This is a genomic window from Streptomyces sp. L500 (assembly GCF_054551825.1).
Map to the genome: position 1 here is coordinate 1 of NZ_JBTOLC010000018.1, position 12,684 is coordinate 12,684.

A 12,684-nucleotide genomic window follows, 5' to 3' on the forward strand; every position below is an offset into this window, starting at 1 on the left:
GGCGGCCTGCGCATGACCGATGTTGGACTTCACCGACCCCAGCCACAACGGCCGGCCCTCCGGCCGCCCCTGACCATACGTCGTCAACAGTGCCTGCGCCTCGATCGGGTCGCCGAGCCTGGTGCCCGTGCCGTGCGCCTCCACCGCGTCCACGTCCGAGGGCATCAGCCGCGCGTTCGCCAACGCCGCCTCGATGACGCGCTGCTGCGACGGGCCGTTGGGTGCCGTGAGGCCGTTGGACGCGCCGTCCTGGTTGAGCGCGGAACCGCAGATCACGGCCAGTACCTCATGGCTGTTCCGCCGGGCGTCGGAGAGGCGTTCCAGTACCAGCACGCCGACGCCCTCGCCGAAGCCCATGCCGTCTGCCGTCGCGGAGAACGCCTTGGAGCGTCCGTCGACGGCCAGCCCCCGCTGCCGGGAGAAGGCCACGGGAAGCTGGGGTGTCGACATGACCGTGACGGCGCCGGCCAGGGCAAGCCCGCACTCCCCCGACCGCAGTGCCTGGGCGGCCAGGTGCATGGCCACGAGCGAGGACGAGCAGGCGGTGTTGACGGTGATCGCGGGGCCTTCGAGGCCCAGTGTGTAGGAGATCCGGCCGGAGAGCACGCTGCCGGAGGCTCCGGTGGCCAGGTAGCTCTGGGACCGGTCGTCGGCGCGCAGCAGCAGGGTGTTGTAGTCCTGCCAGTTAGTGCCGGCGAAGACGCCGGTGCGGGTGCCGCGCAGGGACCGGGGATCCATCCGCGCCCGCTCGATCGCCTCCCACGAACACTCCAGCAACAACCGCTGCTGCGGATCCATCGCCAACGCCTCACGCGGCGAGATACCGAAGAACTCGGCATCGAACTCCCCCGCGTCATGGAGGAATCCGCCTTCACGCACATACGACTTGCCGGGGGTGTCCGGGTCGGGGTCGTAGAGGTTCGGTACATCCCAGCCGCGATCGGCGGGGAAGCCGGAGACCGCGTCGCCACCCGCCTCGATCAGTTCCCAGAAGTCCTCGGGCGAGCGCACGCCGCCGGGCAGGCGGCAGCTCATGCCGACGATGGCGATGGGCTCGCGGTCGCCGTCCTCCAGCTCGCGCACACGCCGCTGTGCCTCGTCGAGCTCGGCGCTGACGCGTTTGAGGAAATAGCGGAGCTTGTCTTCGTGTGCCATGGGGAAATCCGCCTTCGACGAGGACTGGGGTGGGGGCGGGTGGGCAGCGCGCGGCCGTCGAAGCCGCGTATGAAGCTGATGGGCTGTGGAGTGGGAGCGGAGACCGGGGAGGCCGGCCGGCTCTAGGAGATGCCGAACCGCTCGCCGATGAGGGCGAACATCTCCTCGTCGTCGGCCGACTCGAAGGGGTCGGCGACCGATGCCGAGTCGTCCCCGTCCCCTGCTTCGGCCGTGTCGCCGCCGGTGCGTCGGAGTCTGGCCAGCAGGGCTTCGAGGCGTGCCTGGATCCGCTGGGTGGAGGCGCCTTCGGTGGCCGGCAGCTGTGCGAGGGCCGCCTCCGCCTGTTCGATGGCGGCGAGCACCGGGGCGTCCGGGCTCGTGCCGTGCCCGAACAGGACACTCTCCAGGTAGTGGGCCAGGGCGGCGGGGGTGGGGTGGTCGAAGGCGACCGTGGTCGGGAGGTACAGGCCGGTGGCGGCGTTGAGCCGGTTGCGCAGTCGCACGGCTGTCAGTGAGCCGAGGCCGATCTCCTTGAACGCCGCCTCGGCGTGGATCGCGTCGGCGGACTCCTCCTCCAGTACCTCGGCGACCGTGCCCCGGACGAGATCGACCAGGGCGGCCGTCCGCTCGGCGCCGGGGAGGGCGGCGAGGCCCTCCGCCCAGGACGGACGGGCGCCGTTGCCGTCCCCGTCGTTGTCGTCCCCGCCGTCGGCGGCCGAGAGTTCCGGCAGGTCGATGTACTCGGAGTCCGTGCCCGCGAGAGTGGGCGACCAGTCGACGTCCATGCCCCGGGTGTACGCCTCGGCCAGCGCGGTCAGCACCCGGCGGGTGCCGCCCTGGCCTCGGCGGAGGGTGCCCACGACGGCCACGTCGCGGATGCCCAGCTCGGCGGCGGTGTCCTCGATGGACATCGCGAGCAGCGGGTGGGGGCTCACCTCGATGAACGCCCTGTGGCCGGCGGTGAGCAAGGAGCGGATGGCGTCGTGGAACCGGACCTGGCTGCGGGTGTTGAGGTACCAGTAGTCGGTGTCCAGGGTGGCGGTGTCGCGGCGCGTGCCGTCCACCGTGGAGTAGAAGGGGACGTCGGAGTTCGTCGGGGAGACGGGGCGCAGCACGTCCAGCAGGTGGTCGCGCAGGATGTCGACCTGCGAGCAGTGGCCCACGGTGTCCACGCCGGGGATCCGTTTGGCGTACACGTTCTGTGCGGTGAGTTCGGCGACCATGTCGTCGAGCACGTCGGGCGGGCCGGCGAGGGCCACGGATCGCGGTCCGTTGACCGCCGCCAGTTCGACCGAGTCGGGCCAGGCCGCCAGGTGGCGGGTGATCTCCTCCGCGGAGGTGCCGACGGAGATGACCGTGCCTTTGCCGACGAGGCGCAGCCAGGCCCGGCTGCGCCGGGCGAGCAGGCGTGCGGCGTCGCGCAGGCTCAGTCCGCCGGCGACGTGTGCGGCGGCGATCTCTCCGTAGCAGTGGCCGACGACGGCGGCGGGCCGGACGCCGTGGGAGCGCCAGAGTTCGGCGAGGGAGACCATCGTCGCCCAGAGGGTGGGTTGCAGGACGTCGACGCGGCGCAGCGGTGGTGCTCCGGGTGTCTCGCGCAGGACGTCGAGCAGTGACCAGTCGACGAACTCCGAGAGGGCGTTCGCGCAGGCCTGGACGCTGTCGTGGAAGACCTCGGAGGTTTCCAGCAGTTCTGCCGCCATGCCGGCCCATTGGGAGCCCTGGCCGGGGAAGACGAAGACCGGTCGGGGGTCGTCGATGGCGGTGCCGCTGATCAGGTGGGGTGCGCTGCCGTCGGTGGCGAGTGTGGTCAGTCCCCGGCGCAGTTCGGTCCGCTCGCGTCCCACGACGACGGCTCGCCGAGGGGCGGGCGGGGTGGTGAGCAGGGTGCGGGCGACGTCGGCGGGTGGTGCGGGGTTGGTGTCGAGGTGGGCGGCCAGTGCCGCGGCCTTGGCCCGTAGGGCTCGGGGGCCTTCGGCGGTGAGCACCCAGGGGAGTTCGGTGGCGGCGGTCGCGACACGGGGGTGTTGGAGGATCACGTGCGCGGTGGTGCCGTCGGCGCCGGACTCGGATATTCCCACGGTGCGCGGTGTGTCGCTCTGAAGGGTGCGTACGGTGTCAATCGCCGCGGTGAGGCCGGTGGCGGTCTGCGGGGCGATGTCGTCGGGCGTCAGTCCTCCGGCTGCCAGCGCGTCGGCGGTGGCCCGCTCGGGGTCGCCCGAGGAACCCGTGTGTACGACGGCCGAGCCGCGTACGACCGCGAGCACCCGGGCTCGTGCCGTGTGTGCGACGGAGAGTCGGGCCATCAGCAACGCGCCCGTCTCGTCAGCCTTTTCCGCGCCGAGGAGTACGAACGAGCACGCGTCGGCGCGCAGTGTCTGGGTGGCGAGGTGGAGCGCGGCGAGCGCGGGTGTGTCGGTGGTGTTCAGTGAGATCGTCGGGCCGGTGAGGCCGAAATGGCCGGCGAGTTCACCGGTGGCGCCGGCGCGGCCGAGGGTTCCGGCGATCACGCCGGTCCGGTGCTCGCGCAGTGCCGTCGGGTCGATTCCCGCTTGTTCGACGGCGGTCCGGGCCGCTTCCAGCAGCCGTTCGGCCGGGGTGGCCGAACAGGCCCGGTGCCGGTCTTCGATGAGACGTCCGGCGCCCAGGACGACCAGTGGATCGGAATTGTCCCACGCACGTGAGAATTTACTTTCGTGCGTCATGAAATGGACTCACAGAAACGATTGGAAAAGCGCTTCCCCCGCAATGCTTCCCTCCGGATCACGCCCGATGCGAAACAGACGCCCTTTGTGAATTCCTTATGAAGCGTCGCGGCCAACCGTGCCAGCGGAAACGACGCACCGTCAACAAGTTGATCAAGTGATCCAGGTCACATAACGACGCGTTGGTTTAGACAACTTCCTTGTCAGGGGCGGTCACCTTCGACACCTCACAGGGGCACCCCACACCCCGGGGTCAAATCTCCACCAAAGCGTTGACCACCGGAAAGGCATGCTGTATGTACGCGCCAATAGTCCTTCGTAGAAAAGAACCATTGGCTTCCCCGAGGGGCGGTGATACCGTCGCCGCCTGAGCGATCCCGGAATCCCGAATCCGGTCGAGGCGATATCACGCAAAGACCCGGTGAACACTTGAACACGCCACTTGAACATGTGGCGTCGCGGCCGGGAGCGCATGTCTAGGGGGACGAAATGAACAGGGCGGGGCCGCTGGGCGGCATCACCGTCATCACCGCGTGCGAGGACAGGGCGGCGGCACTACTCTGCCGGATCCTCGCCGATCTGGGAGCACTGACGATCCCGGTCGGTGAGCTCCCGGCGCCCTCCGACGGTTTCGAGCGGTGGTTACGTGCCGGCGCGGCCGCACCCGCCGCGGGGGAGAACATGGAACGGCTCCTTCACCGGGCCGACGTCCTGGTGTGCGACGCGGCGGGCGGTGCGCGGCTCACCGCGCGCGGCCTGAGCCCGCGACAGCTGGCAGCCGCCCACCCGGAGCTCGTCACCGTACGGATCAGCGCGTTCGGCCTCAGCGGTCCGTTGCGCGACACCCCGGCCACCGAAGCGACCCTGCAGGCGCTGGCCGGTATCACGGCGGCCACCGGCGCCGACGGGGATCCCCCGGTCACCGCGACCGTGGGACTCGCCGCCCGCACCGCCGCGCTGTCCGGCCTGATCGCCGTCACGGCCGGGCTCATCGGCCGTGACCGCGGAGGCGGGGGCGATTACTTCGACATCGCCGAGTTCGACAGTCTCCTCACCCATGTCGGCACCCTCCTGCCGAGCGTCGCGCTCACCGGCCGGCCACCCCGGCGGACCGGCAACCGGCACGGAATGGCCGCTCCCTGGAACAGCTACCCCTGCCGCGACGCCCCCGTCGTCATCTGCACGATGGGCGAGACGATGTGGCACCGGCTCGTCAAGGTCACCGGCCGCACGGAGCTCCTCGACGACCCGCGCTTCGCCGACACCCCCGCCCGGGTCGCCCACGCGGACGAACTCGACGCCGTCATCGCCGCGTGGACCGGCGAGCGCGCGGCGCACGAGGTGGTCACCCTGTTGCGTGCCGAGGGCATCCCTTGCGCGCCGGCGGCCGCGCCCCGGGACGTCCGGTACGGGGCGGCCGCCCGGCGCCGGGGTCTGGTGGCCGGGCCGCACCACGAGCCGCGCGGCCCACTGCGCTCCCTCGTCCCGGAAGTGCCGGACGCACCAGGCGCACCGGCTTCGCCGGACACGCGCGCCACGCCCGAGCCTCTCCCCCGGCAGGGCCGCCTGTGGGAGCGGATACCGCGCGGCGCGCCCCCGCTCCTCGGGGTCCGCCTGCTGGAGTTCGGTTCGTACACGGCGGGGCCGCACGCGGGCCGGCTGCTGGCGCAGCTGGGCGCCGACGTGCTCAAGGTCGAACCGCCGCACGGCGAGGGCTCCCGGCGTCTGGCGCAGAGCGTGGGCGGGGTCGGCTATCTGTACCTCGTCAACAACGCGGGCAAGCGTTCCTGCCGTCTCGACCTCGCCGACCCGGCGGACCGGGCGACGTTCGACGAACTGCTCGGCGGCGCCGACGTCCTGCTCACCAACCTGGCCGCCGACACCCTCGACGCCACCGGCATCTCCCCCGGGCGGGTGCTGTCCCGGTACGGCGTCGTGCACTGCGCGGTGACGGGCCACGGCCTGGCCGCCGCCGACCGCAGCGTCGACACCGTGATCCAGGCCGAGTCCGGGATGATGCGCCTGCTCGGCGGCGCCACCGGCACCCCGCTGCGCACGCCGGTGTCCAGCGCCGACGTGCTCGGGGCCTATCTCGCCGCCGCCGCCGTCACCGTGTCGTCCTACGTCCGGCTGCGCACCGGTCACGGCGCCGGCGCCGACGTGGCGTTGTTCGACGCGGCGGTGTGGGCGACCCAGGACAGCTGGTTCGACGACGCTCCCGTACGGACGCCACGGATCGTCGAGACCGACGACGGCCCGGTGCTCGCCGACGGGGACGGGATACCCACCGCACCCCTGCACGACCTGACCCGGGCGGTACGGCATCCACAGGTCGGCGCCCGGGGGATGGTCGTCGAGCAGTCGTACGCCGACACGACCGTGCTGATCACGGGCAACCATCTGCGCTCGCTGTTGCGCGGCGCGCCTCCGCCCGGTCCCGCGCCCGTGGACCACGACGACCCCGCCTGGCCGGCACCCACCACGATCGAAGGGCAACGATGAAGGTCTACCAAGCGCTGGCGGACGCCCTGGCCCGGCACGGCGTCGACACCCTCTTCGGGCTGATGGGCAACGCCAACCTCCTCTATCTCCCCGCGTTCGCCGACGCGGGCGGGCGGTTCGTCGCCGTGACCCACGAGGCCGGCGCGGTGGCCATGGCCGACGGCTACGCGCGGATGTCCGGTCGGCTCGGGGTTGCCTCGGTGACCCACGGGCCCGCGTTCACCAACACGCTCACCTCCCTGGTCGAGGCCGTCCGCAGCCACAGCCAGGTCCTGCTGATCACGGGTGATCCGCCGCTGATCCCCAGTCATTTCCACCACTTCGACATCGAGACGGTCACCAAGGCGGCGGGCGCGGGCTACGAGAGGGTCTACGAACCGGCGTCGCTGGTCCGCGACCTCGACCGGGCGGTACGGCGGATCGTCGCCGAGCGCCGGCCGGTCGTCCTGAACGCCCCGATCGGCTTCATGGCGGCCGAGGCGGGCGCGCAGCCGCCCGTGACCCTTCCGGTGCCCCCGCCGGAGCCGGCGCCCCCGGCGGCGCGGGCGCTCGACGGCGCGCTCGGCCTGATCGGCTCGGCGAAGCGGCCGCTGATCCTCGCCGGGCACGGCGCGGCCGTCTCCGGGGCGCGCGACAGCCTGGTCGCACTGGCCGACCGGATCGGCGCGGCCCTGGCCACCACCGTCCTCGGCAAGGAGATGTTCGCCGGTCACCCCCGTGACATCGGTATCTTCGGCAGCCTCGCGCACAGCGTCGCGGGCACCGTCATCGCCGAGTCCGACTGTGTGATCGCCTTCGGCGCCTCCCTCAACATGTGGACCGCGCTCAACGGCGACCTCACCAGGGGCAAGCGGATCGTGCACGTGGACACCGACCCGGGCCGGTTCGGCTCGTACACCCCCGTCGACGAAGCCGTGGCCGGCGACGCCCGGCTCACCGCGCTCGCGATGGACTCCCTGCTGGAGCGGGCGGGTCACGGCGGGAACCGGCACTGGGCCGAGCGGACCGAGAAGGCACTGGCCGGTTTCGCCCCGGAGGCCGACTTCACCGACCTCGGCGGCGCGGACACCGTCGACATCCGGTCGGCGATGATCCGGCTCGACCGGGTGCTTCCCGAACGGCGCACGGTCGTCAGCGACATCGGCCGGTTCAACGTGGGCGTCTGGCCCCATCTCCGGGTCGCCGACCCGCTGCACTTCACCACCATGGGCGGCTTCGGCTCGATCGGGCTCGGCCTGGCCGGGGCGATCGGCGCGGCGCTCGCGGGCGCGGGCCGGCCGGTGGTCGCCACCCTCGGCGACGGCGGTTTCATGATGCACCTCGCCGAGTTCACCACGGCGGTGCGCGAAAGGCTTCCGCTCGTCGTGGTGGTGCTCGACGACGGCGCCTACGGCGCGGAGCACTACAAGCTCAAGAACCACGGGTACGACCCGGCCCACTCGGCCTTCGCCTGGCCGGACCTGGCGGCCCTCGCCACCACCATGGGCGCGCGGGCGCTGACCGTCCGCCGCACCGAGGAACTCGACGCGGTGGGCGCACTGCTCCCCGAACTCGACGGCCCGCTCCTGGTCGACGTCCGGCTCGACCCGGACGTCAACCTCGTCCGGTACTGAGGGGGACGGCCGTGCACACCATCAGCACCCTGACCGCCTCCGACGGCACCCCACTCGCCCTCCACCGGTGGACCGCCCCCGGTACCACCGCCGCGCTGTTCTACGTCCACGGCATCCAGAGCCACGCCGGATGGCTGTACGAGACCGGTCCCGAGCTGGCAGCACGAGGTGTCGACGTCCACGTCCTGGACCGCCGGGGTTCCGGGCGCAGCGGAGGCGAACGCGGTCATCTGCCGTCGTCCGGACAGGTCCTCGACGACTACGCGCGTGCTCTGCGGGCCGTGGCCGACGACACCCACGGGCGCGGCCTGGTCGCCCTCGGGCAGAGCCTGGGCGGCAGCGTACTGACCGCCCTGTGGTGCGAACACGCGCTGCCGGTACGGAAGCTGATCCTGTGCGCGCCGGCGCTGGGGCAGCAGCGCTCGCGCCAGGCCCCGGCGGCGCTGGAGGAGCGCCGCACCCGCACGGGGACGGCACCCCAGGAGGTGGGCCTCTCCGACGGCGACTACACGGACCTGCCCGGATACCGGGCGTTCCTGGCCGGCGATCCCCTGATGCTCCGGCAGATCACCGCGGCCACGCAGGGGACGCTCGTCCGTCTCGAGGACCGCTACGTCGACGGCTCCCCCCGGACGGCGCTGCCCATCGACGTCGCGATGCCCGCCCACGACCCGATCATCGATCTGGACGCCGCGCGGGCGGTGCTCGCCCGGCTGGCGCCCACGGCCGGCGAGCGGGTCTTCGCCACGGACCGGCACTACCTCGAGTTCACCGGCGTCAGGACCGCGTACTGGGACTGGCTCGCCGCCCGGGTCCGGGAGGCCGTGTGATCCGGCGGATACGTGTGCACACCGCGACCGTACCGATGGCCACGGCCTTCGACCACGCCACCCGGTCCCGCCGCCGGTCGGAGTCCCTGCTCGTCGAACTGGACCTGGACGGGGCGCGCGGCTGGGGCGAGGGGGCGCCGCGCGGCTATGTCACCGGCGAGACGCTGGAGGGCGCGGCGGCCGCGGTACGGGCCTGCGATCCGGCCGCGCTGGCCGGGCGGATCGACTGGACGTCGTTCGACGGCGCCGTCGCGTCGATCGCCGCGCTGAGTCCGGCCGCACTCCGGCCGTCCGCGCTCCGGCCGTCCGCACTCGCCTGCGGCCCGTCGGCCGCGGCGGCGCTGGAGATCGCTCTGCTCGACGCGGTGGGCCGGCACTTCGGCCGGCCCCTGGTCGACGTGTTGGACGTGCCGGACGTACGGGACGTGCCGAAGCGGCCCGCCGGGGTGCCGCGCGCCGGCGCGGCGGCCGTGAGCCTGGTCGTCCATCTGTCCCGTGACGTCACGGCGGCGCTGGAGGAGCTGACGCCGGAGGCGAGGGCGGCCCTGCGGCACGTCAAGATCAAGGTGGCGGACCCGGACGCGGCCGTGGAGCGGCTGCGGCGGGCCCGTGAGCTGCTGGGCCCGGACACCGGGATCTCCCTGGACGTCAACGGCCGCTGGTCGCCCGGGGACGCCGAGCGGATCGCGGACGACCTCGCGGGGGTGGCCTGGATCGAGGAGCCCCTGGCCGCCCGATCGTGGGCGGAGCTGGCCCGGCTGCGGCGGCGCACCGGGCTGCCCGTGATGCTCGACGAGTCGTGCACGGGTCCGGCCGATCTACGGGCGGCCGTGGAGACCGGCGCGGCGAGCCACGTCAACGTACGGCTGTCCAAGTGCGGGGGCGTCTTCGCGGCGGCCCGGCTGGCGTCGCTCGCCCACGAGCTGGGTGTCGGCTGCCAGCTGGGAGTGCACGTGGCGGAGGTCGGCCCGCTGTGGGCGGCGGGCCGGGCACTGGCGACAGGCTGGGGGCCGTGGCGAACGGTGGAGGCCGGGCGGGGAGACGAGTGGTTTCCCGAGCCGCTGACCCGGCCCGCGTTCGCGGTCGACCGGACCGCGTACCGGGTACTGCCGCTGCCCGGTCCGGGCACCGGCGTCGAGCCCACCGAGGAACTGCTGCGGCACACGAGGTGCCTGGCGACATGGCGGCCGGACACCGGCTGGAGGACGACATGACGGTGACAGCGCAACGCGACGTGGCCCTGCTCACGGGCGCCGGCGGCGGGATCTGCGCCGAGGTGGCCCGGGGCCTGGCCGCCGAAGGCATGCGGCTGATCCTGGTGGACCACGACGCGGAGGCGGTGCGGCGCGTCGCCGGGGAGCTCGGCGACCGGCTGGCCTGCGACCCCTTGGTGGCCGACGTGACCGACGTACGGGCGCTGGAGGCGGCGTTCGCCGCGCTGCCGGCCGACCTGCGGCCCGGTGTGCTGGTCAACGGCGTCGGCGGGGACACCCGGCCGCGCCCCCTGACCGAGCTGACGGAGGCCGACCTCGAGCACGCGGTCACCCACAACCTGACGAGCGTGTTCACCCTGACGCGGCTGTGCGTGCCCGCGATGGTCGCCGCGGGCTGGGGGCGCGTCGTCAACCTCGCGTCGGTGGCGGGCCGTACGTACACCCGCTTCAGCAACGCGGCGTACGTCGCGGCCAAGGCGGGCGTCATCGGGTTCACCAAGCAGTGCGCCTTCGAACTGGCGCCGCACGGCATCACGGTCAACGCGGTCGCGCACGGGGTCATCGGCACCGAGCGCATTCGCCGGGCCTGGGAGGACCGACCCGAGAGCTGGACCGCCGAGCGGGTCAGCCACATCCCGGCCGGCCGCTTCGGGACCGTCGCCGAGGCGGCGGGAATGGTGCGGCACCTGTGCGGCGAGCACGCGGGCTACACCACCGGCACGGTCGTCGACGTCAACGGCGGACTGCACATCTGATGGACACAAACATCTGCTGGACACGAACGGAGTGGGTCACCCCATGAACCTGGAACTCGACCAGCGGGTCGTGATGGTCACCGGAGCGGGAAGCGGGATCGGCCGGGCGGCGGCCCGGCTGTTCGTGGGGCTCGGCGCGCGGGTCGTCCTCGTCGGCCGCGGGGCGGAGGCCCTGTGGGAGACCGCCGAGGGCCTGCCCGCCTCCGAGGTCCTGGTGGCGCCCTGCGACGTGGCGGACGAGGCGCGGGTCGACGCGTGCGTGGCCGAGGCCCTCGACCGGTTCGGGCGGCTGGACGGGGCGTTCAACAACGCGGGCACGTTCGGCGCGTTCGGCCCGCTGCACCAGGACACGGCCGGGAACTTCGACAGCGTGGTGGGCACCAATCTGCGCGGGGTGTGGGCGTGCATGCGGGCCCAGATCGGGGCCATGCTGACCACCGGCGGCGGGGCCGTCGTCAACTGCGCCTCGGTGGCGGGGCACATCGGCCACGCCCAGAGCCCGTTGTACTCGGCGACCAAGCACGCCGTGATCGGGCTGAGCAAGTCCGCGGCACTGCAGTACGCGGGTGACGGCATCCGCGTCAACGTGGTCAGCCCCGGCTCCACCGACACGCCACTGCTGCGCGACCTCTACCGCGATCCGGACGCGCTGGACCAGCGGGCCCGCCGGGCGCCGCTGGGCCGGCTGGGATCCTGCGAGGAGGTGGCCAACGCGGCCGCCTGGCTGCTGAGTCCGCTGTCCGGCTATGTCACCGGCCAGACCGTCGTCGTCGACGGCGGCGTGACCGCCGGTTCGGCCGTGGCACGGAAGTGAGCGGTACGCGGCCGAGGCTGCGCCGGGCCGCGTCGTGCCCGGCCGCTTCGTGCCGCGTGTCGGCGCGCCGGGCCAACGTGTCCGCGTCGGTGGCCGGGACGATGGCCGAACCCGGCAGGAATGTCGGGCAGAAGGCCGGGCTGAATCACCGACGTCGCGTCGATCACAGTCGCCGAGCGCGCTGACATACAAGGTCCCCGGCCGCGCCGTCCGGCTGGCCGAACTCGGCAATCGTGGGACGCGCAGGAGCACCATTGGCCGGGTGCCGGACGTGGTTGGTGGAGGCGTGGGTCCGTTCCCGTACGGGTCGGCCCACGCAGGGCCATGTTCTGAAGGAACGAGGGTAGGAGGGCGGTTGAGAGACTTTCCCTACAAGTGGAGGGCATCGTGATCGTCCTCGGGATCCTCTTCCTCGTCATCGGATTCCTGACCGGCATCTCCATCCTGTGGACCATCGGTGCAGCCCTGCTCGTCATCGGCGCCGCCCTATGGGTCCTCGGTGCAGCCGGACACGCGATCGGCGGCCACCGGCACTACTGGTAGAAGCGGGGTGGCACGCAAATACAGCGATCGGTGGCACTGCCACCATCCGACAGCCGGGGGAGACTGGCGAACACTCCCCTGCCCGGCGCACCACCGACAACAGACGCGGCGTCCGTTGCTGTTCGAGGCCCCCAAGGGGGAGGCACGCCCGGCGTGACGGAAGGAAAACCACACCACTATCGCAGCAGGAAGGAAGGCAGAGCCATGAGCAAGGCACAGGGCAAGGCCAAACAGCTCAAGGGAAAGGCGAAGGAGACCACCGGCAAGGCCACCGGCAACCGACGCCTGCAAGCAGAAGGCAAGGCCGAAGAACTCCATGGCAAGACACAGGAAGCCGCCGAGAAGATCAAGAAGTCGACCGACACCTGAACTCGACTCCCCCGACGAGAGGGGTAGGCGCTAGCACAAGGCTCTGAGCCCCCACAAGGAACACCTGTGGGCTGCGCGCCATCCAGTGGCGCGCAGCCCACAGGACGTCTCATGGCCGGGGGCAGGGGCGAGATACCGGCCAGGCAGAGCGGGGGCCGCCACCTCCTGGATACGGGCGCCTTGT

The 12,684-nt window shown here is 72.4% G+C and carries 10 protein-coding genes; 8 read left to right on the forward strand and 2 right to left on the reverse strand.

Features of this window, described 5'->3' with window-relative positions:
- Together ACX9I7_RS18215 and ACX9I7_RS18220 are read right to left on the reverse strand one after the other, a co-directional pair.
- Nucleotides 1–1,155: beta-ketoacyl synthase N-terminal-like domain-containing protein (locus ACX9I7_RS18215; protein WP_459387896.1), on the reverse strand; the 1,155-nt coding region annotated here is incomplete at its 3' end.
- 122 nt (nt 1,156–1,277) lie between these two features.
- Entirely contained in the window at nt 1,278–3,860 is a 2,583-nt protein-coding gene (locus tag ACX9I7_RS18220) for an acyltransferase domain-containing protein (protein ID WP_459387897.1), read from the reverse strand.
- Between the two features lie 489 nt (nt 3,861–4,349).
- Here ACX9I7_RS18220 and ACX9I7_RS18225 point away from each other — a divergent pair, with 489 nt between their 5' ends.
- The 8 genes from ACX9I7_RS18225 (at nt 4,350) to ACX9I7_RS18260 (ending at nt 12,500) form a co-directional block, all read left to right on the forward strand.
- The gene (locus tag ACX9I7_RS18225) at nt 4,350–6,362 is read left to right on the forward strand and encodes a CoA transferase (protein ID WP_459387898.1); all 2,013 of its coding nucleotides are present in this window, start codon (nt 4,350–4,352) and stop codon (nt 6,360–6,362) included.
- Complete coding sequence (locus ACX9I7_RS18230) at nt 6,359–7,975, forward strand: thiamine pyrophosphate-binding protein (protein WP_459387899.1); 1,617 nt, start codon at nt 6,359–6,361, stop codon at nt 7,973–7,975. The genes ACX9I7_RS18225 and ACX9I7_RS18230 overlap by 4 nt, the downstream gene beginning before the upstream one ends.
- Nucleotides 7,976–7,986: 11 nt before the next feature.
- Nucleotides 7,987–8,805: an alpha/beta hydrolase gene (locus ACX9I7_RS18235; protein ID WP_459387900.1), complete on the forward strand. Its 819-nt coding sequence runs from the start codon at nt 7,987–7,989 to the stop codon at nt 8,803–8,805.
- 14 nt (nt 8,806–8,819) lie between these two features.
- Nucleotides 8,820–10,019 carry an enolase C-terminal domain-like protein gene (locus ACX9I7_RS18240; RefSeq protein WP_459387901.1) on the forward strand — a complete coding sequence of 400 codons (1,200 nt, stop codon included), beginning with the start codon at nt 8,820–8,822 and terminating at the stop codon, nt 10,017–10,019.
- A complete protein-coding gene (locus ACX9I7_RS18245) occupies nt 9,986–10,774 on the forward strand; it encodes an SDR family NAD(P)-dependent oxidoreductase (protein ID WP_459387902.1) in 789 nt (262 codons plus the stop codon). Before ACX9I7_RS18240 ends, ACX9I7_RS18245 begins: the two co-directional genes overlap by 34 nt.
- A gap of 43 nt (nt 10,775–10,817) precedes the next feature.
- Nucleotides 10,818–11,588: an SDR family NAD(P)-dependent oxidoreductase gene (locus ACX9I7_RS18250; protein WP_387571136.1), complete on the forward strand. Its 771-nt coding sequence runs from the start codon at nt 10,818–10,820 to the stop codon at nt 11,586–11,588.
- Nucleotides 11,589–11,975: 387 nt separating this feature from the next.
- The gene (locus ACX9I7_RS18255) at nt 11,976–12,131 is read left to right on the forward strand and encodes a DUF6131 family protein (RefSeq protein ID WP_240667824.1); all 156 of its coding nucleotides are present in this window, start codon (nt 11,976–11,978) and stop codon (nt 12,129–12,131) included.
- A gap of 204 nt (nt 12,132–12,335) precedes the next feature.
- Nucleotides 12,336–12,500 carry a CsbD family protein gene (locus ACX9I7_RS18260; RefSeq protein ID WP_126917778.1) on the forward strand — a complete coding sequence of 55 codons (165 nt, stop codon included), beginning with the start codon at nt 12,336–12,338 and terminating at the stop codon, nt 12,498–12,500.
- Nucleotides 12,501–12,684: the final 184 nt, after the last annotated feature.

Excerpts from the sequence above, each read along its gene's own strand:
- ACX9I7_RS18220 (WP_459387897.1), bottom strand. The coding sequence starts at position 3,860 with ATGACGCACGAAAGTAAATTCTCACGTGCGTGGGACAATTCCGATCCA.
- ACX9I7_RS18260 (WP_126917778.1), top strand. The coding sequence starts at position 12,336 with ATGAGCAAGGCACAGGGCAAGGCCAAACAGCTCAAGGGAAAGGCGAAG.
- ACX9I7_RS18230 (WP_459387899.1), top strand. The coding sequence starts at position 6,359 with ATGAAGGTCTACCAAGCGCTGGCGGACGCCCTGGCCCGGCACGGCGTC.
- ACX9I7_RS18225 (WP_459387898.1), top strand. The coding sequence starts at position 4,350 with ATGAACAGGGCGGGGCCGCTGGGCGGCATCACCGTCATCACCGCGTGC.
- ACX9I7_RS18250 (WP_387571136.1), top strand. The coding sequence starts at position 10,818 with ATGAACCTGGAACTCGACCAGCGGGTCGTGATGGTCACCGGAGCGGGA.
- ACX9I7_RS18245 (WP_459387902.1), top strand. The coding sequence starts at position 9,986 with ATGGCGGCCGGACACCGGCTGGAGGACGACATGACGGTGACAGCGCAA.